We start from the raw sequence: 21,310 nt of genomic DNA, 5'->3' as shown, positions 1-21,310 counted from the left end.
ATTAGTGGCGGTCGAAGGAATGTCAAATGGTCAAGCGCGTATGATCCCGACGTGCTGATCCGAGGCTGGGGTCGGCGATCTAACTCCGATAGCGAAGCGCATCGACGACGAGGGCGAATGCCGGCGACGTATGCCGGCGGCTCGGATAGTAGAGATGGTAGCCGGAAAATGGTGGGCACCAATCTTCGAGGACTCGCACCAGCCGCCCGTCGGCAAGATGTGCCTCGACCAAGTCCTCCGGCATATAGGCCAGCCCAAGACCAGCCAGCACTGCGTTCAGCCGCAGGGCTATATTGTTGAAGACCAACTGTCCTTCGACCCGAACCCTGAGCTCGCGCCCGCCCTTCTCGAACTCCCATGCATAAACGCTGCCATAGGTCGGCAGGCGCAGATTGATGCAATTGTGATCCGTAAGGTCCTGCGGCGTCAGCGGCTTCGGCCTGGTGTCGAAATAGGCGGGAGCGCCGACCACGGCCATGCGCATGTCGGGGCCGATGCGCACTGCGATCATGTCCTTCGCCACCTGTTCTCCAAGCCGCACCCCCGCATCGTAACGCTCGGCGACGATGTCAGTCAGACCGTAGTCGACGATGATCTCGACATTGATATCGGGATAATCGGGCAGAAGCTTTTCCAAGGCGGGCCAAAGGACGGCATCGGCCGCATGCTCGCCGGCATTGATGCGAATGGTGCCTGCCGGCTTCTCCCGCAACGCGCTCAAGGCAGCCAGCTCGCTCTCGATCTCGTCGAGCCGCGGTCCGATGGAGACGAGCAGGCGTTCGCCGGCCTCTGTCGGCGCGACGCTGCGGGTCGTGCGTGTCAGCAATCGCAGTCCAAGCCGCTCCTCGAGCCCGCGGATGGTGTGGCTGAGCGCCGATTGCGACACACCCAGCTTGCCCGCCGCCTTGGTGAAGCTTTGAGCGCGCGCGACGGCTAGGAAGGCGATGAGGTCATTGACGACAGGGCGCGGCATTGATGAAATTTCCTCATGGGTTCTTGTCGTTTATACCATCTAATCGCGAGCAAACACACGCGCTAATACCTTGCTACTCGAGTGGACATGTCCACCCCGACATCGAAAGGAAGGCAAAGATGGAGATCAAACGAAGCGGTTCGCAGCCCTCGGCCAAAGGACCGGCCGATTGGTTTACCGGCAGCGTGCGTGTCGACCCGCTGTTTGCCGTGACCAGCCCCGCACGAGCGGCGGGCGCCAGCGTCACCTTCGAGCCCGGCGCCCGCACCGCCTGGCACACTCATCCGCTCGGCCAGACGCTGATCGTCACATCGGGCTTCGGTCGCGTGCAGCGCGAAGGCGGTCCCGTCGAGGAGATCCGCGCCGGCGACGTCGTCTCGTTCGCACCGGCTGAACGCCATTGGCACGGTGCATCGCCGACGACGGCGATGACCCATATCGCCATCCAGGAACAGCTCGACGGCAAGGTCGTCGACTGGATGGAGCATGTCACCGACACGCAATACCAAGGTTAGAAAAGGAAACGTCTATGCAGAAGCGTGAACTTGGAAAGAGCGGACTTCAAGTCTCGGCCATCGGTCTCGGCTGCATGGGGCTGAGTTACGGTTATGGCCCGGCGACAGATATTCAGGAAGCGACCGCACTGATCCGGCGGGCATTTGAACGCGGCGTGACCTTCTTCGACACGGCCGAGGCCTACGGCCCCTATAAGAACGAAGAGCTTCTGGGAGAGGCCCTCGCCCCGTTCCGCAAGGAGGTGGTGATCGCCACGAAATCCGGCTTCAATTTCGATGCCAATGGCGGCCAGAGCGGCCGCAGATCCGCGCGGTGGCCGACCAGGCGCTGAAGCGTTTGAAGACCGATGTCATCGATCTCTTCTACCAGCATCGTGTCGACCCCGATGTTCCGATCGAGGATGTCGCCGGCACGGTCAAGGCGCTGATCGCGGAAGGCAAAGTCAGGCACTTCGGCCTCTCGGAGGCGGGCGCCCAGACGATCCGCCGCGCCCATGCCGTCCAGCCGGTGGCGGCGTTGCAGAGCGAATATTCGCTGTGGTGGCGCGAACCAGAGCAGGAAATCCTGCCGACGCTTGAAGAACTCGGCATCGGATTTGTGCCCTTCAGCCCGCTCGGCAAGGGCTTCCTCACTGGCGCGATCAGCGAAACGACCACCTTCGACAGCAAGGATTTCCGGAACGTCGTGCCGCGCTTTTCTCAGGAGGCGCGAAAGGCCGACCAGGTGCTCGTCGATCGTCTCGGAGAAATCGCCGCCCGCAAGAAGGCAACCTCCGCGCAAGTGGCTCTCGCATGGCTGCTGGCGCAGAAGCCCTGGATCGTGCCGATCCCCGGTACCACCAAGCTGCACCGCCTCGAGGAAAACATCCAGTCCGCCGAGGTCGAACTGACGGCTGAAGATCTCCGTAGCATCGAAAGCGCGCTCGCCACGATCAAGGTGGCAGGCGATCGTTATCCCCCACATCTGCAGGCAAGGGTCGATCGCTAAAAGCGGCCGAAAGACCGTCAGGGCGATCTCTCATCCGAACACGAGAAGCGAAGCGGTCACAACCACCTGCGGCCGCTTCTTCATCGATTGCATCATCGTCTCGGTGTCGGCGCATTATCCCGGAAAGCCGGTATCGCCTCCAGCCTGGCGACAATCTCGGCGATATTGGGCCATCGGGCGAGATCGAAGCCGAGGCGCCTCGCGCTGATCGCCTGCGGGAAGAGGAAGATGTCGGCAATGCTCGGCTGATCCCCGATGGCGAAGGTCCCCCGCCTGCGGCCGGCGATCATCGTCTCGACCGCGGCCATTCCCTCGCCGACCCAATGACGATCCCAGGCGGTGATGGCATCGGCATCAGCCTGGAACGTGGCGCGAAGATGCAGACCGATCCGCGGCGGCAGCAGCGCGTGGATCTCGGCTGCGATCGCAAGCGCGATCGACCGCGCCTGCGCCCGGCCTTCCGCGGTGTCAGGCAATAGCGGCGGTTCAGGCTTTATCTCATCGAGATATTCGACGATCGCCAGCGATTGGGTGAGGAGGACGCCGCTATCCGTCAGCAAGGCGGGCACGAGCCCCTGCGGATTGACGCTGCGATATCCGGCTTGCCGGCTCTCAGCATTTTCGCCGAGGATGGTCACCGGCAGCGCTTCGGCCGTCAGTCCTTTCAGGGCGAGTGCGATGCGGACTCGAGATGTCGCCGAGGAAATTTCGTTCTGATAGAGTTTCACTATCTTTCTCCCTGGTGAGTCTAAAAGAGCAGCTGGAGCGGCGGTTGCTCCCGTAAGGATAAAGCTGCGGATGCCGCCGTCACGAGGCCGGCAAGCGGCGACGGCTCCTGTGAGCTTACATCGTAGATGCAGCGCGCTGCAAAAATCGCCGCACCCAGAAAGCAGATGATCATCAGTCTCATTGGATCCTCCATCGACGAGGCCCGACCGGCCTCGCCATGTTTCTTTTGGCGATCGATCCCATCCGTCAGGCAATGCTCAATTCGACATTGATATTGCCGCGGGTTGCTTTCGAATAGGGGCAGGTCCGGTGCGCTTCATCCACAAGCGCCCTTGCCAGATCCGCTTCGATGCCCGGCAGGCTGACCTTGAGGCGAGCCTGCAGGAAATAGTCGCCGCCGGTCGCCCCAAGATCGACCTCGGCGTTGACGGCGGCATCTGCAGGAAGCTTGACCTTCAGCTTGCCGGCAGCAATGCCGATCGCGCCGACGAAGCAGGCAGACCAGCCGGCGGCGAAAAGCTGTTCGGGATTGGTCCCGGCGCGGTTGCTGCCCGGAGGCGAAAGCTTGATATCCAGATGCCCGTCGTCGCTGTGCGATGCGCCGTCGCGCCCGCCCGTCGTGTGGGTCCTGCCGGTATAGAGAACCTTGTCGATCTTCGTCATGGAACACTCCTTGTGTTGCGTCGCTGCATGCGACTGGCCGCGGCGCGGCCGGGTTGACGGAGTGTGGTTTGACCGACGGATATATCGGCCATGTTTCCGAAAACGCCCCAAATGTCACAAAAAGTAGCATCCGGTATCCAGGACATCTTCGCATACAAAACCTGGCGAGATTTTGCGGCGACCCCCGACGTCAATGGATGGTGACTTCCGCGGCCAGGCCGCCGCCGGCGCGATTATAGAGCCGGAGCGACCCGCCGATCTTGGCCGTCAGCTGCTGGGCGATCGCAAGACCGAGACCGGTGCCGCCGGTCTCCCGGTTTCGGGATTGCTCCAGCCGGAAGAATGGCTGCATGGCGGCCTCGAGCATATCGTCGGGGATTCCAGGCCCACGGTCCATAATCGTGATGACGATATCGTTTTCTACGCTTCGCTCGACGCCGATCTCGGCGGCGCCGGCAAACTTCAGCGCATTGTCGATGAAGTTCGATAGGATACGGCGAAGAGCATGCGGCTTGGTGAAGGCAGCACCCTGAACCAGGCCGACGACGGTGACGGCCTTTCCAGTATCCTGGTAGTCGTAGGCTATGCTGTCGATGAACGAGGCGAGATCGATGCGGGCGCTCTTCTCGCCATTGCCGTGCGCGCTGCGTGCATAGGCAATGCCGTCCTGAACGAGGCGCTGGATCTCACCGAGATCGTGCACCAGCTTGTCTTTCTCCGGCGACTCCTCCGCCATGTCTGCACGCAGCCGCATGCGGGTGATCGGCGTCTGCAGGTCATGCGAGATTGCCGCCAATATCTGGACGCGCTCTTCGAGATAATGGGCGATCCTGTCCCGCATCGCGTTGAACGCCCTTGCCGCATGCGCGACCTCGCTCGGCCCCGCCTCGCTCAAAGCCGGACCGTCCTTGTTCGGATCGAGAGCATCGGCGGCGGCGGCAAGCTCGCCGAGCGGCCGGATCGCCTGGCGAACCGCAAACCAGGTACAGAGGATGAGCAGCACCATCTGGACGACGAAGACATAAGGCAGCCACGCGGCGATCGGCATGACGCCCTTCGGCGTGACGTCGATCGTCAAGGGGCTTCCGTCGCTCAGCGTCAGATGCGCCTGCAATCGGTTCACATCGCCAGGAATCCGTTCGATACGGATTGGAAAGCGATGCCCGATAGCCTCCTCGATCTTTCCTGAGATTTCTACCCCCTTGCTTGACGTGTCAGGCACGCCGGGAAGACCGGGCCCGAGCACGAAACGGTAATTGCCGCGGCTCAGCCGGTCGAGCAGGTCGCCGCGTTCGCCTGGCGGAAGCCGATCAAGAACCGCAATCGATGTTGCCACGTCATTTTCCAGCGTGCCGAGCATCACCGCCTTGGCCGACATGTACCGCTCCATATAGAGCACACTGAAGGACAGACCGTAGGCGAAGGCCAGTCCGATCAGCAGGATCAGGAAGATCCGCGACCGCAACGTGCTCGGCCACATCAGGCCCGAACGCGAGGGGATCGGCGACTTCATCGGCGCGGCTCCGATATTTCGACCGGAACCGAAAACACATAGCCTTCGCTGCGCACCGTCTTGATGTAGGTCGGTTCGCGCGCATCGTCGCCCAGCCGCTGACGCAGGCGGCTGACCAGGAGATCGATAGAGCGATCGAAGAGATCGGCGTCGCGGCCCTGTGTCAGGCTCAAAAGTTGGTCGCGATTGAGCACACGCTGCGGGTGATCGATGAACACGCGGAGCAGACGGTATTCGGCGCCGCTCAGCGCAATCGCGGTCCCTTCCCTGTCGAGAAGGTGCCGGGCGACCGTATCAAGCCGCCAGTCGCCGAAAGTCAGCAACTGTCCGGCCTCGCTGATCTGCAGGTTGGGCGGCAGCATCCGCGTCCGCCGCAACACCGCCTTGATGCGGGCGAGCAGCTCGCGCGCAGCAAAGGGCTTCGGAAGATAATCATCAGCGCCCATTTCCAGCCCGAGGATCCTGTCCATCTCGTCGGTGCGGGCCGTCAGCATCAGGATCGGGATCGTCTTGTGCCGGCCGGCGCGCAGTTCGCGGCAGAGCACCAGCCCGTCGTCTCCGGGCATCATCACGTCGAGCACGATCAGGTCGACCGCATTGGCTTCGACAAAACTGCGCATCTGCCGTCCGTCGGCGGCAACGCTCGTGCGCAGGCCGTTCTTCTGCAGATAGCCCGAGACCAGCTCGCGGATTTCGCGATCGTCATCGACGATCAGGATGTGATCGACATGATCCATATTTCCCTGTTCCTTATCGATAGAAGCGGCCGCGCCGGTCGCTTCGTTCCTGACCGAAGCGACAGACGCGACCTACGCATATTCCGCTGGCCGGAGCAACGAGGCGCTGCAACCGGCATCGTCGACCTAGAAACGATCGACGTCTATGACCGCCTGCGCAAAAGCCTGCGGCGCTTCCTGAGGCAGGTTGTGGCCAATGCCGCCGCCGATCGTCCGATGCTCGTATTTGCCGGAGAATTTTCCGGCATAAGCGGAAGGCTGCGGATGCGGCGCACCGTTTGCATCGCCCTCCATAGTGATGGTCGGCACCGAAATGATGGGCGTTGTGGCAAGCGTCGTCTCGTAGGCATCATACTTGGCCTCGCCTTCGGCAAGCCCCAGGCGCCAGCGGTAATTGTGAATGACGATCGCGGCGTGGTCAGGATTGGCGAAGGCGGCGGCCGATCTGTCGAATGTCGCATCGTCGAAGTTCCACTTCGGCGAAGCCGTCTGCCAGATGAGCTTTGCGAAATCATGGGTGTTGGTCTCGTATCCCAGACGGCCGCGTTCGGTGGCAAAATAGAACTGGTACCACCAGGCAAGTTCGGCTTTGGGCGGAAGCGGTTTCTTGTTGGCCTCCTGGCTGCCGATCAGGTAGCCGCTCACCGATACCATCGCCTTGCAGCGCTCGGGCCAGAGCGCCGCAATGATATTGGCGGTCCGCCCGCCCCAGTCGTAGCCGGCAATGACGGCCTTCTCGATATCGAGCGCATCGAGCAGCGCGATCATATCAGCGGCGAGCGCTGACGGCTGGCCATTGCGCGGCGTCTGATCGTCCAGGAAGCGGGTCGTCCCGTAACCGCGCAGATAAGGCACGATCACCCTGTAACCTGCCGAAGCAAGCAGCGGCGCGACATCGACGAAACTATAGATGTCATAGGGCCAGCCATGCAGCAGCAATACGACCGGGGCATCCGCCTTTCCCGCCTCGGCATAACCGATATCGAGCACGCCTGCCTTGACCTGTTTCAGCGCTTCAAAGGACGTGTTGGTCCCAGGCTTTATAGCTGGCACCGATGCGGCCGTCGTGGGCGACTGGGCGGCGGCCATGCCGGCCACGCCGAACTCGACGGCCGCAAGGGCGACTGCCGTCATGCCGAAGAAACGGCGGCGGTGATGGTTGATTTGCTCTGACATTGGTCTCTCCTGTCGAATGGATCACAGTGCGAATATGACGCGGCGCTTGTATCGACCATATGTCGCAAGTCTCCGGTTTTTGAATACGGATGTAGCTTCCGGCCGTGAGGATACATTCTGATACAATCGCGGCGACCGAGCAAAGCATCGCACCGGCAGCAGACATTTCGCCGCGGCCCACGCCGGGACGGTAGTTTGTATCGCTTTGTATCGTCAGCGCCTCATCGCAATAGTTCGGTACATTTCCCCGCCAAACCCGACACATCGGGGATACGTCCGCCCGGCCATATCCCCGCCGTTGCTGGTTCAGGCTCCATCGCCGTCCAGAGCCCGATCAATCGGTTTCAAAGGAAACGATGATGACACTTCTGATCATTGCCTATCTCGGAGGCGCGCTGACGATCCTCAGCCCGTGTATCCTGCCCATCCTCCCCTTTGTCTTCGCCCGCGCCGGACAGCCCTTCGTCAGAAGCACGCTGCCCATGCTGGCGGGCATGGCCGCCACCTTTGCACTGGTCGCCACACTGGCCGCAGTCGGCGGTAGCTGGGCCATTCGCGCCAACGAATATGGCCGCCTTGCCGCCATTGTCCTGCTTGCGCTCTTTGGTGCCAGTCTGCTTTCGCCGCGTTTCGCAAGCACGCTTGCCCGGCCAGTCGTCGACCTTGGCAACAATCTTGTGAACGCCACCGGCGGCGGGCGCGGCACCACGACAGTCAAGAGCGCGCTTCTTCTCGGCGTTGCCACCGGACTGCTCTGGGCGCCTTGCGCCGGTCCGATTCTCGGCCTTGTGCTGACCGGAGCCGCACTACAGGGCGCCAATCTGCAGACGACCTTCCTGCTGATCGCTTATGCCGCTGGTGCTGCAAGTTCGCTTGCCGTCGCCCTGCTTGTCGGCGGCCGGATATTCACCGCCATGAAGCGTTCGCTCGGCGTTGGCGACAGGATTCGTCAGGGGCTCGGCGCTGCCGTGCTGGCGGGCGTCGCAATCATCGCGCTCGGCCTCGACACCAGCCTGCTCGCCCGGCTGTCCTACGCCAGCACCGCATCGCTGGAACAGGCCGTGCTCGACAGGCTGCATGCAAAGCCGCTCAGCGGCGCATCTTCCGAGCTGGCGAGCAACGAGGTGATGATCGCCGCAGCCGGCGTGAAGAAGCCCTTTCGTAGCGACTTGCCCGTCGAAGGCCTCGCCCCTTCGCTCGCCGGCGCGGTCGAATGGCTGAACTCTGAGCCTCTCACCACGGAACAGCTGCGAGGCAAGGTCGTGCTGGTCGACTTCTGGACCTATTCCTGCATCAACTGCATTCGTACCATCCGCTATGTCAGGGCCTGGGTCGAAAAATATGCGGATCAGGGTCTCGTGGTGATCGGCGTCCACGCCCCGGAATTTGCCTTCGAGAAGAAGATCGACAACGTCAAGAAGGCGATCGGCGACTTCCAGATCGGCTATCCCGTTGCGATCGACAATGATTACGGCATCTGGCGCGCCTTCGAAAACAGCTACTGGCCTGCCGCCTATCTGATCGATGCCAAGGGCCAGATCCGCTACCACCATTTCGGCGAAGGCAATTACAACAGGACCGAAAAGGCCATTCAGGACCTGCTGCGCGAAGCCGGCAGCCAAACGACGGCAAGTGCGCCGGTCGTGCCGGATGCCAAGGGCGTGGAAGCAGGTCCTGATCTCGGCAATATCCGCTCCGGCGAAACCTATCTCGGCTACCAACAGGCGGCGAACTTCGCCTCTCCGGAAGGGCTGCAGGCCGACACGGCGAAAAACTATTCGATCGCCGAACCCGGCCTCAATGGCTGGGGCCTGTCTGGAACCTGGACCGTCGGCCGGGATCAGGCGACGCTTGATCAGCCGGGCGGCGGCATCACTTATCGCTTCAGCGCCCGCGATCTGCATCTCGTTCTTGGTCCCGGCGCCGGCGACAAGCCGATCCGCTTCCAGGTGAAGATCGACGGCAAGGCGCCAGGACCCGACCACGGCTCCGACATCGATGCCGACGGCAATGGCACCGTGACCGCGACGAGGCTTTATCAACTCGTCCGCCAGTCCGGCACGGTCGCCGCCCGCAACTTCGAGATCCGCTTCCTCGATCCCGGCGTGCAGGCTTACGCCTTCACATTCGGCTGAACCTGAAACGCATCGATATCCCGATCATCAACAATGACCAAAGGAGTGACAGTCATGTACAAACGTCTTCTTTTCACTGCAGCGCTTGCATTTGCCACCACCGCCATCGCGTTCGCAGCAGAGGCTGCCGCGGTCAAGAACATCGTGATCGTCCACGGCGCGCTGGCCGACGGCTCGGGATGGCGCAAGGCGACGGACATTCTCGAGAAACGCGGCTTCAACGTCACCATCGTCCAGCAGCCCATTTCCTCGCTCGACGACGACGTGGCGGCGACCAAGCGGGTTCTCGACCTTCAGGACGGACCGGTCCTGCTCGTCGGACACAGCTACGGCGGCATGGTCATCACCGAAGCCGGCAACGATCCCGCGGTCGCGGGCCTGGTCTATGTCGCGGCATTCCAGCCCGACAAGGGCGAAAGCCTGCTAAGCCTCGCCAGCTCGAAGCCCGCCGGCAGCATGGATATAAAGGAAACGAAGGACGGCAAATATCTCTATCTCGATCCGGGCGCCTTCGCCGCGGATTTCGCAGCCGACCTTCCGCAAGCCGAAGCCAATTTCATGGCAAAGTCACAGGTCTTCGCCGCAAAGCAGGCATTCTCCGCGAAGATCACTCAGGCTGCATGGCGGTCGAAGAAAAGCTGGTCGATCGTCGCCACCGAGGATCGCTCCATCAACCCCGAGCTGGAACGCGACATGGCAAAACGTGCGGGAAGCGACGTGACTGAAATAAAGGCAAGCCACGCCGTCTTCGCATCCCAACCGGAAAAGGTCGCTGATGTGATCGAAACGGCAGCGAGGAAAGCCGGCGACTAGCAGACGCAGTCAGAAATATTCTAAGCCATCGCAAGGATAGCCTCTGGTCGGAAGGTCGCCCGACCAGGGGCTGACGAAGTCGCCTCCGCCGACCTAGATTGTCGATCTCCTTGTTACCGTCCTGCCCCGCCGATGCGATTTTGTGACTATTCCTACACAAAATGGAATATCAGTCACAGATTCTCATTTCAAATTCCGGGGCTTCGCTATAAAATTGAGATGATGTGGTTTGTTCGCGCAACCGGCTGGTGCAGAAGCTGTATCATAGCTCAGATGCTGAATCGGGGATCGAGTGGCAAACGAGATGGGAATGGCAGTCCCTTGTTAAATTTTGATCAGAACACTATCCGGTGTAAACATAAGGGAGACATCCAATATGGATAGTCGCAGGGGCCGGCGTATAGCAGTCTTATCCGAGGCCCTTTCACAACATCGCATTCTACACATCAAGAATGCTGCCGAGATCCTGGGCGTCTCGGAGATGACGGTTCGGCGTGATGTCAGCGCCAATGCAGACCGATTCGCATTTCTCGGCGGCCATATCGTTCCGGCTATCGAAGCGGAAACCGATCCCTACGAAATCTCCGCGGCAGCCGACAGTCATGCAGCTGCAAAACGGCAAGTTTGCACACAAGCCGTTGATTACATTCACCATGACGATACGGTGTTTTTCGACTGCGGCACCACGTTACCTTATCTGGTCGATCTCCTCCCAGACCAGATTCACATAACGGCGATCTGTTACGCCATGAATGTCGCCGATCGCCTGACGCGAAAACCTAACGTTCGCCTTGTTATGCTCGGTGGTCTTTACCATCCCGCATCGGCGAGCTTTTCCGGGGCGTCGGGGCTGGAAATGCTCGATCAGCTTGTGATCAACGTGGCATTTCTTTCTGCAGCCGGTGTCGATTCCCGACGTGGTGCGACCTGCGCGCATTTTCACGAAGCGGAGATCAAGAAAAAGGCGATGTCCCGGGCACAAAAGAATATTCTTCTCGCCGACAGCAGCAAAATCGGCAAGCTCAAGCCGGCCTTTTTCAGCGACATGAAGTCGTTCGACGTGGTCATCACTGAAAACGGCATGAACAATTTCGACTGAGAAGTCCCCATTTTTCCCCGCCTACTGAAATCTAAACTTGACGCAGCAGCGCGGTGATGCAAACCTCACAAACAGTGAAAAAAAAATCACATGTGATCCAATCGTGAAACTTCCGCTTCGTGCGTCTGCACTGATGGCAACAAGACTTTCACGCTCTGGTCGGGAGGATTCGATTTGGAAACCGTTGCTGTTCACAATGCGGCAAACGCGGCGCATCACGCAGCCCCTTCGCGATTGCCGGACGGCACCCATAACCGGCCGCGCAATGCCGGTATGGAACTCGATCTGTCGTGGGTGCTTGATACCCGAGTCAACCTGTCTGCTACAGAGCGCCGCGTAGCCTCGCTTCCCGGACGCCGGACCGTCAAAAAGGACGCACAGGCGGCTTGGCTCCTGAAGGCGGTGACCTGCATCGACCTGACGACGTTGAACGGCGACGATACCCCCGAACGCGTCAAGCGGTTGTGCGCGAAGGCGATGAATCCGATACGCGCCGACATTCTGGATTCCCTTGGCATGAGCGGGCGTTCGATCACCACCGGCGCCATCTGCGTCTACCATCGTTTTGTTGCAACGGCGGTCGAGGCGCTCGGAGATTCCGGCATTCCGGTCGCCGCGGTTTCGACCGGTTTCCCTGCCGGCCTCAGCCCGCACCACCTCAAGCTCAAGGAAATAGAGGCGTCAGTTGCCGATGGCGCAAAGGAAATCGACATCGTCATCACCCGCGAGCATGTGCTGACCGGCAACTGGACAGCACTCTACGAGGAAATGAAAGAATATCGCGCCGCCTGCGGTGATGCGCATGTTAAAGCCATTCTGGCGACCGGCGACCTGAAGACGCTCCGCAATGTCACCAGGGCCTCGCTGGTCTGCATGATGGCGGGAGCCGATTTCATCAAGACCTCGACCGGCAAGGAAGGCGTCAATGCGACGCTGGCCGTGACATTGACCATGCTGCGGGCGATCCGCGCCTATCAGGAGCGCACTGGTATCAAGATCGGCTACAAGCCGGCCGGAGGCATTTCCGCGGCGAAGGACGTGTTGAACTACCAGTTCCTGATGAAGGACGAACTGGGACGCGAGTGGCTGGAGTCCGATCTCTTCCGCATCGGTGCATCAAGCTTGCTTGCGGATATCGAGCGGCAGCTGGAGCATCACGTCACCGGTGCCTATTCGGCCCTCAACAGACACCCGATTGGATGATCCAGATGACTGTTGCAAAGTATTTCGACGAAATGTCCTACGGCCCTGCCCCTGAATCCGATATCGAAGCTCGCGACTGGCTAGCGCGCCACGCTTCCGGTTTCGGTCACTTCATCAATGGCGCGTTCGTGCCCTCCGCGTCGGGTAAGAACTTCGACACGTTCGAGCCAGCCACCGGCAAGGTCCTGGCGAAGCTCGCGAACGGCGGCGCGGCGGATGTGGACAACGCGGTTGCTGCTGCCCGCAAGGCACAGGCATCATGGGCGCGATTGCCGGGCCATGCGCGGGCGCGCCATCTCTATGCGCTTGCCCGGATGATCCAGCGCCACGCGCGTCTGATTGCTGTGGTCGAGGCGATCGACAACGGCAAGCCGATCCGCGAAACCCGCGATCTCGACGTGCCCCTGGCGGCCCGTCATTTCTATCATCACGCTGGATGGGCGCAGATCCAGGACACGGAATTTGCCGATCATGTGCCGGTCGGCGTCGTCGGCCAGATCATCCCGTGGAATTTCCCATTCCTGATGCTGGCCTGGAAAGTGGCGCCGGCTTTGGCGCTCGGCAACACCGTGATCCTGAAGCCTGCCGAATTCACGTCGCTGACGGCACTGCTCTTTGCCGAACTGGCATCCGCGGCGGGCCTTCCGGGGGGCGTACTCAATATCGTGACGGGAGAAGGCGAAACAGGCGCGCTGCTCGTCGGGCACCAGGATATCGACAAAATTGCCTTTACCGGATCCACCGAAGTCGGGCGCGTTATTCGCGAGCGCACCGCGGGTAGCGGTAAATCGCTGACGCTGGAACTCGGCGGCAAGTCCCCTTTCGTCGTCTTTGACGACGCCGATATCGACGGCGCCGTGGAAGGCGTAGTCGACGCGATCTGGTTCAACCAGGGACAGGTCTGCTGCGCCGGTTCGCGGCTTCTGGTCCAGGAAGGCATTGCCGATCTTTTCCATGAACGGCTGAAGCGCCGGATGGAGACATTGCGGGTCGGTCAGCCTTTGGACAAGTGCATCGATATGGGTGCGATCATAGCGCCAGTCCAATTGACGCGTATCGAAGCGCTGGTGAAAAAGGGAGTTTCAGAAGGCGCGACACTGCATCAGGCCAAGATCGACCTGCCGAAGGGTGGCAGCTTCTACCCGCCGACGCTTCTGAGCGGCGTGCAGCCGACATCGATCGTCGCGACCGAGGAAATCTTCGGGCCGGTTGCGGTCTCCATGACTTTCCGCACACCGGAAGAGGCCATCCAGCTTGCCAACCACACCCGTTACGGCCTCGCCGCCAGCGTCTGGAGCGAGACGATCGGCTTGGCGCTGAACGTGGCGGCAAAGCTCGCAGCCGGCGTGGTCTGGGTGAATGCCACCAATCTTTTCGATGCCGCTGTCGGTTTTGGCGGCAAGCGCGAATCCGGATTCGGCCGCGAAGGCGGCCGCGAAGGTTGCTATGAATATCTGAAGCCGAAGGCTTGGGTCGGTCGCAAGGCCCGTGCAGCAATGCCCGCACTTTTGCAAGTAAAGCCGGTTGCCGGCGATTTTGCCCTGCCAACCATCGACCGGACGGCAAAGCTCTTCATCGGCGGCAAGCAGGCACGCCCGGACGGCAATTATTCCCGTGTCATCGCCTCGCCCAAGGGCAAGGCGATCGGGGAGGTCGGCGAAGGCAACCGCAAGGACATCCGCAATGCGGTGGTTGCCGCACAGGCCGCCTCCGCCTGGTCGAATGCGACCACTCATAACCGCGCCCAGATTCTCTATTACATCGCCGAAAACCTCAGTGGCCGCGCCGACGAGTTCGCCGCGCGGATAACAGCGATGACCGGAGCTTCCGCAGCCAATGCAAACGCCGAGGTCGACGCCGCGATTTCGCGTCTCTTCACCTACGCAGCCTGGGCGGACAAATATGAAGGCGGCATTCACCAGCCGCCGCTTCGCGGCGTTGCCCTGGCCATGCCGGAAGCCATCGGCGTCGTTGGCGTCATTTGCCCGCCGGAAGCGCCGCTGCTCGGCTTTATCAGTTTGGTTGCGCCGTTGATTGCCGCCGGCAATCGTGTCGTCGCGGTGCCGAGTGAGCCCTTCCCGCTTTCGGCTACGGATTTCTATTCCGTCCTGGAAACGTCGGATGTGCCTGCCGGTGTCGTCAATATCGTCACCGGGTCGGCGATCGAACTGGCAAAGATCCTTGCCGCGCACAATGACGTTGATGCGTTGTGGGCCTTCGGCTCGGCAGAACTTTCGACGACGGTGGAGAAGCTGTCGTCGGGCAATCTCAAGCGAACCTTCGTGGACAATGGCAAGGCGACGGACTGGATGGACAGAGCCGCTGCCGAAGGCGCGCTATACCTTCGCCGCGCTGTGGATGTGAAGAATATCTGGATCCCCTACGGAGAATAAGGGCTCCAACTCTGGTCATCCGGGCGGGAGGAGAACCGCACCGGCAGGCGAGAACGACGGAATTTGAGGGAATCGCAGAGCTGTAAAGGAGCTGCGGTTATGGGCTCTGTTTTGCGGCACGGGGTGCTGCGAAATGGTGCAACTAAGGGAGGATTTTCATGCTGAAGAATATCGATCCGGCTCTGAATGCGGATGTGCTGCATGCGCTCCGGTCCATGGGGCATGGCGACACGGTCGTCGTTTCCGACACCAATTTTCCTTCGGATTCCATTGCCCGGCAAACGATGCTCGGCAAGCTGTTGCGGATAGACAATGTGTCTGCTGCCCGCGCCATCAACGCTATTCTTTCGGTAATGCCGCTGGATACGCCGCTGCAGCCGTCTGCCGGGCGAATGGAAATCATGGGCGCGCCGGACGAGATCCCTCCCGTGCAGCAGGAAGTCCAGGCCGTTATCGACGGCGCCGAGGGCAAGCCGGCGCCGATGTATGGCATCGAGCGTTTCGCCTTCTATGAGGAAGCCAAAAGGGCCTATTGCGTCATCACCACGGGAGAAAACCGCTTCTACGGCTGCTTCCTTTTCACCAAAGGCGTGATTCCGCCGGAAGCCGTTTGAGGGGAAACGATAATGAAGGTGGGTGTTTCGATCCTCGGGATTTTCGTCGCCGACACGGCCTATCTGGCCAAGCGCATGCCAAACGTTGGCGAGACCATCACCGGGACCGGTTTTGCAGTGGGGCCGGGCGGCAAGGGATCCAACCAGGCTGTCGCTGCTGCCCGCGCCGGTGGAACAGTCTCCTTCATCTCGAAGATCGGCCGCGACACGTTTGGCGACATGGCGCTGAAGACCTATGCGGAAGCAGGCGTGACGCCGAAGGTTGTGCAGATGGACGATATGCCGACCGGCGCTGCCTTCATCTACGTCAATGATGGTAACGGCGACAATGCGATTATCGTCTATCCAGGTGCCGCAGGCACCATCGGCGTTGGCGATGTCGAGGCGGCACGCCAAACCATCGAGCAATCGGCTGTCTTCGTGACCCAGCTGGAACAACCGGCCGAAGCGGCGCAGCGCGCCCTCGAAATCGCCCATGCGGCCGGCGTTACCACTGTTTTCAATCCAGCGCCGGCCGAGCCGTTTCCAGACACGATCTATCCGCTCTGTGATTATATCGTGCCAAACGAAACCGAAGCAGCCGCCATCGTCGGTTTTCCGCTCGACACGCTCGACGACGCCAGACGGGCTGGCGACGCCTTTCTTGCCAAGGGCGTGAAAGCCGCGCTGATCACCCTGGGTGGTCGCGGTGTGCTCTATCATACGGCCGGGCAATCGGTTCATGTTCCGGCGATCTCGTCGGGAGCCGTCATCGATACCACCGGCGCCGGCGACGCATTTGTCGGTGGCTTCTCGGCAGCGCTCTCGCGGGGCGCTAGTCCGGTCGAGGCCGTGCGTTTCGGCTGCGCGACCGCTGGTATTGCGGTGACGCGGCGGGGTACCGCGCCTGCCATGCCGAAGATCGAAGAAATCGAGGCGCTTCTCCAAAAAGGAGGCGCAGCATGACCCGCAACGACCCGATCAAACACTTCTTCATCTGGCCAGCGTTGCTGATCGTGCTGGTGATCTCGATCTTCCCGCTGATCTATTCGCTGACCACCAGCTTCATGAGCCTGCGGCTCGTGCCGCCGATTCCCTCGCGTTTCGTCGGCTTCGGCAACTATACGGAACTGCTTCAGAATCCGCGCTTCTGGAATGTCGCCTGGACGACGACGATCATCGCTTTTGTGGCGGTGACGCTGCAGTATGTCATCGGTTTTTCCGTGGCGCTGGCGCTTAACCGTCGGGTGCCCGGCGAAGGTTTGTTTCGGGTCAGCTTCCTGGTGCCAATGCTTGTAGCACCCGTTGCCGTCGCACTCATTGCCCGCCAGATCCTCAATCCTACGATGGGCCCGCTCAATGAGCTGATGACCGTCTTCGGTTTTCCCAACCTGCCGTTTCTGACGCAGACCAGATGGGCTATCGGCGCCATCATTTCCGTCGAAGTGTGGCAGTGGACACCCTTCGTCATCCTTATGCTTCTTGCCGGGTTGCAAACCCTGCCCGAGGACGTCTACGAGGCTGCCGCGCTTGAAAATGCCAGCCCCTGGCAACAGTTCTGGGGGATCACATTCCCGATGATGCTGCCGATTTCGGTGGCCGTGGTCTTCATCCGCCTCATCGAGAGCTACAAGATCATCGACACGGTGTTCGTCATGACAGGCGGAGGGCCCGGCATTTCGACCGAAACGCTGACCTTGTTCGCGTATCAGGAGGGCTTCAAGAAGTTCAACCTCGGCTACACCTCCGCCCTCTCCTTCCTCTTCCTGATCGTCATTACCGTGATCGGGCTCGTCTATCTCGCCATCCTGAAGCCCTATCTGGAGAAGCACAAATGAGCGTGCGTGACCTCAAAGGATCCGGCCGCTGGTGGGCGCTCGCAGGCTGCCTGCTCTGGCTGGCCTTCACCTTCTTTCCGCTTTACTGGGTCGCGATCACCTCGTTCAAGTCGCCGCTCGGCGTCGTCGGCGGGCCGACCTATATTCCATTTGTCGACTTCGACCCGACGCTGACGGCCTGGAGCGAGCTCCTGTCGGGCGCCCGCGGCCAGTTCTACAACACCTTCATCGCCTCGACGATCGTCGGGCTCTCCGCATCGTTGCTGGCCACCTTCATCGGATCGATGGCAGCCTATGCGCTGGTGCGCTTCACCTTTGAGGTCAAGCTGCTGTCCGGCGTGATTTTCGTCGTTGTTGCCTTCGGCGGATATCTGCTTGGCCGTCATGTACTGGGCTACGGGCAGGCCATTTCGCTGATCTTTGCCTTTGTTGCAGCGCTTGCGCTCGCCATCGGCTCCAGCCGAATGAAGCTTCCAGGGCCGCTCCTCGGCAATGATGATATCGTCTTCTGGTTTGTCAGCCAGCGCATGTTTCCGCCGATCGTCGCCGCCTTTGCCTTGTTCCTGATGTATACGGAAATGGGCAAGTTGGGGTTCAAGCTGGTGGACACCTATACAGGCCTCACCTTCGCTTATGTCGCCTTCTCGCTGCCGATCGTGATCTGGCTGATGCGCGATTTCTTTGCGGCACTGCCGGTGGAAGTCGAAGAGGCGGCGATGGTCGACAATGTGCCGTCGTGGAGAATTTTTTTCGGTATCGTCCTGCCCATGTCCAAGCCGGGCCTGATCGCGACATTCATGATCACGCTCGCCTTCGTCTGGAACGAGTTCCTGTTCGCACTCTTCCTGACCAGTTCCAAATGGCAGACCCTTCCCATTCTCGTCGCCGGGCAAAACAGCCAGCGCGGTGACGAGTGGTGGTCGATATCGGCAGCCGCCCTGGTTGCGATCATACCCATGGTCGTCATGGCGGGCATTTTGAGCAGGCTGATGCGGTCTGGCCTGCTTTTAGGAGCAATAAAATGACCGTTCGAGAAGCCTAGTCATTGTTCAATTCCAGGGAGGAAAACATGAGAAGATTGCTACTGAGTTCAACGGCCGGAGGACTACTTGCTGTGGCGGGCGTCCCATCCGCGCTCGCATGCGAACCGGACTACACCGGTGTCACGCTCACCGCCACGACGCAGACGGGGCCTTACATCGCATCTGCGCTGCAACTGGCGGCCAAGGGCTGGGAGGAAAAGACCTGCGGCAAGGTGAATGTGGTGGAATTTCCGTGGTCGGAACTCTATCCCAAAATCGTAACCTCGCTGACCTCGGGCGAAGACACGTTCGACGTGGTTGCCTTTGCGCCGGCCTGGGCACCGGACTTCACCGACTTTCTCTCGGAAATGCCGAAGAATATGCAATCAGGTGCCGACTGGGAGGACATCGCGCCGGTTTACCGCGAGCAACTGATGGTCTGGAACGGCAAGGTCCTGTCGCAGACCATGGACGGTGATGCCCATACCTATACCTACCGCATTGATCTGTTTGAAAACGCGGAAAACCAGAGCGCCTTCAAGGCGAAGTATGGCTACGATCTGGCCCCGCCGAAGACATGGAAGCAGTATCTTGACATCGCCGAATTCTTCCAGCAGCCGGACAAGGGCCTTTGGGGCACGGCGGAAGCCTTCCGCCGTGGTGGCCAGCAATTCTGGTTCCTGTTCAGTCACGTGGCGGGATACACCAGCCATCCCGACAATCCCGGCGGCATGTTCTTCGATCCGGATACGATGGATGCGCAGGTCAACAATCCGGGCTGGGTGCGCGGCCTGGAGGAATATATCCGCGCTTCGAAACTGGCGCCGCCGAACGCGCTCAACTTCTCCTTTGGCGAAGTCAATGCCGCCTTTGCCGGTGGCCAGGTCGCGGAATCGATCGGCTGGGGCGATACCGGCGTCATCGCCGCCGACCCGAAGCAGTCGAAGGTTGCTGGTAGCGTCGGCTCGGCATCCCTGCCGGGATCCGACGAGATCTGGAACTACAAGACCAAAAAGTGGGACAAGCAGCCCGAGGTCGTCCAGACTTCCTTCATGGCCTTCGGCGGTTGGCAGGCAGCCGTACCGTCGTCCTCCAAGAACCAAGAGGCCGCTTGGAACTATATCCAGTTCCTGACGAGCCCGGCGGTTTCCGGTCAGGCGGCCATCACCGGCGGCACAGGCGTCAATCCTTACCGTCTTTCGCACACGACAAATACGGCATTGTGGTCGAAGATCTTTTCCGAGCGTGAGGCCAAGGAATATCTTGGAAGCCAGAAGGACGCGGTGACCGCCAAGAACACGGCGCTCGACATGCGCCTGCCGGGCTACTTCTCCTATACGGAAATTCTTGAGATCGAGCTTTCCAAGGCATTGGCTGGAGAAGTGACGCCGCAGCAGGCGCTGGATACCGTGGCTGCCGGATGGAACAAGCTGACGGACGAGTTTGGCCGCGACAAGCAACTGGAAGCCTATCGTTCGTCGATGGGCCTGCCTGCGAAGTAAACCCATCCTCAACAACCCATCCCGGCAATGTCGGGATGGGATTAGACATCGTTGGAAGAAGAAGCAAACCATCGCCGCTTAGAGCGCCGTGCGTCCTTTCGGACGCACAATGGACGTTCTAACTCTTTCAATCCACCATGGCTCCTTCCGAAAATCGACTCCGATTTTCGGGCCGATGCGCTGGGCCAGGCGATGGAATTCTCATGAAAAGGTTACAGCATGTCCCAGGTGCGTTTGGATCAGGTCACCAAGTCCTTTGGCAGCGTTGAGGTCATCCCTCCGCTCGATTTGGCAATTGCCGACAAGGAATTCGTGGTTCTTGTCGGACCTTCCGGCTGCGGGAAGACAACCACCCTGCGAATGATCGCGGGGCTGGAACAGACGACATCAGGGGAAATCCGTATCGGCGAGCGGGACGTTACCACGCTGCGCCCGGGTCTGCGCAATTGCTCGATGGTGTTTCAGAATTACGCGCTCTATCCGCATATGACAGTTGCCGAAAACATCGGCTACGGCATGAAGGTGCGCGGAACGCCGAAGCAGGACATCGATGCCGCCGTTGCAAATGCGGCGCGCATTCTCAATCTCGGTGCCTATTTGAAACGCAAGCCGAACGCGCTCTCAGGTGGCCAACGCCAACGCGTGGCGATTGGCCGGGCGATTGTTCGCCAGCCGGATGTGTTCCTGTTCGACGAACCGTTGTCCAACCTCGACGCTAAATTGCGCATTGAAATGCGAACAGAAATCAAGCTCTTACATCGCAGGCTCAAAACCACGATCGTGTACGTTACACATGATCAGGTAGAGGCGATGACGATGGCAGATCGGGTGGTGGTTATGAATCAAGGGCGGATCGAACAGGCCGCTGATCCGATTACCCTTTACGAATCTCCGAAGAATCTCTTTGTTGCTGCCTTTATCGGCTCGCCAAGCATGAACTTCATCGAGGGGCAACTTGTGCAAAACGCCGGTGGAATTGCCTTCCAGGCCGAGGGTGGGGTCGACATTTCGGTTCCGACACAAAGAGCCGAGCGCCTTTCGGTGGCGGTGGGACAGTCAGTGGTTCTGGGAATCCGACCGGAACATACTATGGTTGGGGATTCCAACGTTTCAACTGTGAGCCTTCATGTCGCCGATATCGAGCCCCTCGGTCCATACACACTGGCGATCGGCAAGGTCGGGGCAGCGGCCTTTACTGCCCAGATTCACGCGTCATCGCGCGTTGGCCCGGATGACAGGATTAGCGTTCCAATTGATACCCAAAAAATGCACTTTTTCCTTAAAAGTACCGGAGACACGGTGGGCTAAAATCACCGTAAACTTATACGGCAATCCACCAAGAGGACATTCGGACATCGCAATCTGCGCCCTATGAATTCAAAGACACGTGGCGTCGGCAGCGCCACGTGGGGCTAAAA

The 21,310-nt window shown here is 60.3% G+C and carries 19 protein-coding genes and 1 pseudogene; 13 read left to right on the top strand and 7 right to left on the bottom strand.

The features are described 5' to 3' along the window. Positions 1-79 precede the first annotated feature (79 nt). A complete protein-coding gene (locus tag RWJ89_RS11170) occupies positions 80-973 on the bottom strand; it encodes a LysR family transcriptional regulator (RefSeq protein ID WP_316028603.1) in 894 nt (297 codons plus the stop codon). Positions 974-1,092: 119 nt separating this feature from the next. Between RWJ89_RS11170 and RWJ89_RS11165 the strand changes: the two genes are divergently transcribed. Together RWJ89_RS11165 and RWJ89_RS11160 are read left to right on the top strand one after the other, a co-directional pair. Continuing rightward, positions 1,093-1,488 carry a (R)-mandelonitrile lyase gene (locus RWJ89_RS11165; protein WP_316028604.1) on the top strand — a complete coding sequence of 132 codons (396 nt, stop codon included), beginning with the start codon at positions 1,093-1,095 and terminating at the stop codon, positions 1,486-1,488. Positions 1,489-1,502: 14 nt separating this feature from the next. Then, positions 1,503-2,476: pseudogene (locus tag RWJ89_RS11160) on the top strand (aldo/keto reductase). A gap of 92 nt (positions 2,477-2,568) precedes the next feature. Here the strand turns inward: RWJ89_RS11160 and maiA are convergent. From maiA to RWJ89_RS11130, 6 genes are all read right to left on the bottom strand, one after another. Next, positions 2,569-3,204, bottom strand: a complete 636-nt coding sequence (gene maiA, locus RWJ89_RS11155) for a maleylacetoacetate isomerase (protein WP_316028605.1) — start codon at positions 3,202-3,204, stop codon at positions 2,569-2,571. Between the two features lie 20 nt (positions 3,205-3,224). Then, positions 3,225-3,386, bottom strand: a complete 162-nt coding sequence (locus RWJ89_RS11150) for a hypothetical protein (protein ID WP_316028606.1) — start codon at positions 3,384-3,386, stop codon at positions 3,225-3,227. Between the two features lie 65 nt (positions 3,387-3,451). Continuing rightward, positions 3,452-3,868, bottom strand: coding sequence for an organic hydroperoxide resistance protein (locus RWJ89_RS11145; protein ID WP_168266266.1), 417 nt, complete (start codon positions 3,866-3,868; stop codon positions 3,452-3,454). Between the two features lie 190 nt (positions 3,869-4,058). Further along, positions 4,059-5,381 (bottom strand): sensor histidine kinase, encoded by a 1,323-nt coding sequence (locus tag RWJ89_RS11140; RefSeq protein ID WP_222415890.1) that lies wholly within the window; start codon positions 5,379-5,381, stop codon positions 4,059-4,061. Further along, positions 5,378-6,118, bottom strand: a complete 741-nt coding sequence (locus RWJ89_RS11135; protein ID WP_168266268.1) for a response regulator — start codon at positions 6,116-6,118, stop codon at positions 5,378-5,380. Before RWJ89_RS11135 ends, RWJ89_RS11140 begins: the two co-directional genes overlap by 4 nt. 126 nt (positions 6,119-6,244) lie before the next feature. Then, positions 6,245-7,294: an alpha/beta fold hydrolase gene (locus RWJ89_RS11130; protein ID WP_316030917.1), complete on the bottom strand. Its 1,050-nt coding sequence runs from the start codon at positions 7,292-7,294 to the stop codon at positions 6,245-6,247. 359 nt (positions 7,295-7,653) lie between these two features. On the opposite strand from RWJ89_RS11130, the gene RWJ89_RS11125 reads away from it, so the two are divergent. The 11 genes from RWJ89_RS11125 to RWJ89_RS11075 all read left to right on the top strand — a co-directional run bounded on the left by RWJ89_RS11125 (position 7,654) and on the right by RWJ89_RS11075 (position 21,200). Then, positions 7,654-9,429, top strand: a complete 1,776-nt coding sequence (locus RWJ89_RS11125; protein WP_316030916.1) for a cytochrome c biogenesis protein DipZ — start codon at positions 7,654-7,656, stop codon at positions 9,427-9,429. 54 nt (positions 9,430-9,483) lie between these two features. After that, positions 9,484-10,242, top strand: coding sequence for an alpha/beta hydrolase (locus RWJ89_RS11120; RefSeq protein WP_132609142.1), 759 nt, complete (start codon positions 9,484-9,486; stop codon positions 10,240-10,242). Positions 10,243-10,618: 376 nt separating this feature from the next. Continuing rightward, positions 10,619-11,341 carry a DeoR family transcriptional regulator gene (locus RWJ89_RS11115; RefSeq protein WP_025394842.1) on the top strand — a complete coding sequence of 241 codons (723 nt, stop codon included), beginning with the start codon at positions 10,619-10,621 and terminating at the stop codon, positions 11,339-11,341. A gap of 174 nt (positions 11,342-11,515) precedes the next feature. Continuing rightward, the gene (gene deoC, locus RWJ89_RS11110; protein WP_165503828.1) at positions 11,516-12,544 is read left to right on the top strand and encodes a deoxyribose-phosphate aldolase; all 1,029 of its coding nucleotides are present in this window, start codon (positions 11,516-11,518) and stop codon (positions 12,542-12,544) included. 5 nt (positions 12,545-12,549) lie between these two features. Further along, positions 12,550-14,937 (top strand): aldehyde dehydrogenase family protein, encoded by a 2,388-nt coding sequence (locus tag RWJ89_RS11105; protein ID WP_316030915.1) that lies wholly within the window; start codon positions 12,550-12,552, stop codon positions 14,935-14,937. 158 nt (positions 14,938-15,095) lie between these two features. Then, on the top strand, positions 15,096-15,551 hold the full coding sequence (locus RWJ89_RS11100) for an RbsD/FucU family protein (protein WP_025394845.1): 456 nt from the start codon (positions 15,096-15,098) through the stop codon (positions 15,549-15,551). 12 nt (positions 15,552-15,563) lie between these two features. Then, on the top strand, positions 15,564-16,496 hold the full coding sequence (gene rbsK / locus RWJ89_RS11095; protein ID WP_077978368.1) for a ribokinase: 933 nt from the start codon (positions 15,564-15,566) through the stop codon (positions 16,494-16,496). Next, a complete protein-coding gene (locus RWJ89_RS11090; protein WP_077978369.1) occupies positions 16,493-17,368 on the top strand; it encodes a carbohydrate ABC transporter permease in 876 nt (291 codons plus the stop codon). Before rbsK ends, RWJ89_RS11090 begins: the two co-directional genes overlap by 4 nt. After that, a complete protein-coding gene (locus tag RWJ89_RS11085; RefSeq protein ID WP_077978370.1) occupies positions 17,365-18,393 on the top strand; it encodes a carbohydrate ABC transporter permease in 1,029 nt (342 codons plus the stop codon). Before RWJ89_RS11090 ends, RWJ89_RS11085 begins: the two co-directional genes overlap by 4 nt. Positions 18,394-18,437: 44 nt before the next feature. Then, a complete protein-coding gene (locus RWJ89_RS11080) occupies positions 18,438-19,892 on the top strand; it encodes an ABC transporter substrate-binding protein (RefSeq protein ID WP_132609140.1) in 1,455 nt (484 codons plus the stop codon). 219 nt (positions 19,893-20,111) lie between these two features. Continuing rightward, on the top strand, positions 20,112-21,200 hold the full coding sequence (locus RWJ89_RS11075) for an ABC transporter ATP-binding protein (protein ID WP_077978372.1): 1,089 nt from the start codon (positions 20,112-20,114) through the stop codon (positions 21,198-21,200). The last annotated feature ends 110 nt before the right edge of the window (positions 21,201-21,310 follow it).

Source organism: Rhizobium sp. 10PS4 (assembly GCF_032464805.1).
Classification (GTDB): Bacteria; Pseudomonadota; Alphaproteobacteria; order Rhizobiales; family Rhizobiaceae; genus Rhizobium; species Rhizobium laguerreae.
The sequence above is the reverse complement of the archived record's forward strand: the minus strand, read 5'-3'. Positions and strand labels throughout refer to the sequence as shown.

Excerpts from the sequence above, each read along its gene's own strand:
- RWJ89_RS11170 (WP_316028603.1), bottom strand. The coding sequence starts at position 973 with ATGCCGCGCCCTGTCGTCAATGACCTCATCGCCTTCCTAGCCGTCGCG.
- RWJ89_RS11165 (WP_316028604.1), top strand. The coding sequence starts at position 1,093 with ATGGAGATCAAACGAAGCGGTTCGCAGCCCTCGGCCAAAGGACCGGCC.
- RWJ89_RS11150 (WP_316028606.1), bottom strand. The coding sequence starts at position 3,386 with ATGAGACTGATGATCATCTGCTTTCTGGGTGCGGCGATTTTTGCAGCG.
- RWJ89_RS11145 (WP_168266266.1), bottom strand. The coding sequence starts at position 3,868 with ATGACGAAGATCGACAAGGTTCTCTATACCGGCAGGACCCACACGACG.
- RWJ89_RS11140 (WP_222415890.1), bottom strand. The coding sequence starts at position 5,381 with ATGAAGTCGCCGATCCCCTCGCGTTCGGGCCTGATGTGGCCGAGCACG.
- RWJ89_RS11135 (WP_168266268.1), bottom strand. The coding sequence starts at position 6,118 with ATGGATCATGTCGATCACATCCTGATCGTCGATGACGATCGCGAAATC.
- RWJ89_RS11130 (WP_316030917.1), bottom strand. The coding sequence starts at position 7,294 with ATGTCAGAGCAAATCAACCATCACCGCCGCCGTTTCTTCGGCATGACG.
- RWJ89_RS11125 (WP_316030916.1), top strand. The coding sequence starts at position 7,654 with ATGACACTTCTGATCATTGCCTATCTCGGAGGCGCGCTGACGATCCTC.
- RWJ89_RS11120 (WP_132609142.1), top strand. The coding sequence starts at position 9,484 with ATGTACAAACGTCTTCTTTTCACTGCAGCGCTTGCATTTGCCACCACC.
- RWJ89_RS11115 (WP_025394842.1), top strand. The coding sequence starts at position 10,619 with ATGGATAGTCGCAGGGGCCGGCGTATAGCAGTCTTATCCGAGGCCCTT.
- RWJ89_RS11105 (WP_316030915.1), top strand. The coding sequence starts at position 12,550 with ATGACTGTTGCAAAGTATTTCGACGAAATGTCCTACGGCCCTGCCCCT.
- RWJ89_RS11100 (WP_025394845.1), top strand. The coding sequence starts at position 15,096 with ATGCTGAAGAATATCGATCCGGCTCTGAATGCGGATGTGCTGCATGCG.
- rbsK (WP_077978368.1), top strand. The coding sequence starts at position 15,564 with ATGAAGGTGGGTGTTTCGATCCTCGGGATTTTCGTCGCCGACACGGCC.
- RWJ89_RS11090 (WP_077978369.1), top strand. The coding sequence starts at position 16,493 with ATGACCCGCAACGACCCGATCAAACACTTCTTCATCTGGCCAGCGTTG.
- RWJ89_RS11085 (WP_077978370.1), top strand. The coding sequence starts at position 17,365 with ATGAGCGTGCGTGACCTCAAAGGATCCGGCCGCTGGTGGGCGCTCGCA.
- RWJ89_RS11080 (WP_132609140.1), top strand. The coding sequence starts at position 18,438 with ATGAGAAGATTGCTACTGAGTTCAACGGCCGGAGGACTACTTGCTGTG.
- RWJ89_RS11075 (WP_077978372.1), top strand. The coding sequence starts at position 20,112 with ATGTCCCAGGTGCGTTTGGATCAGGTCACCAAGTCCTTTGGCAGCGTT.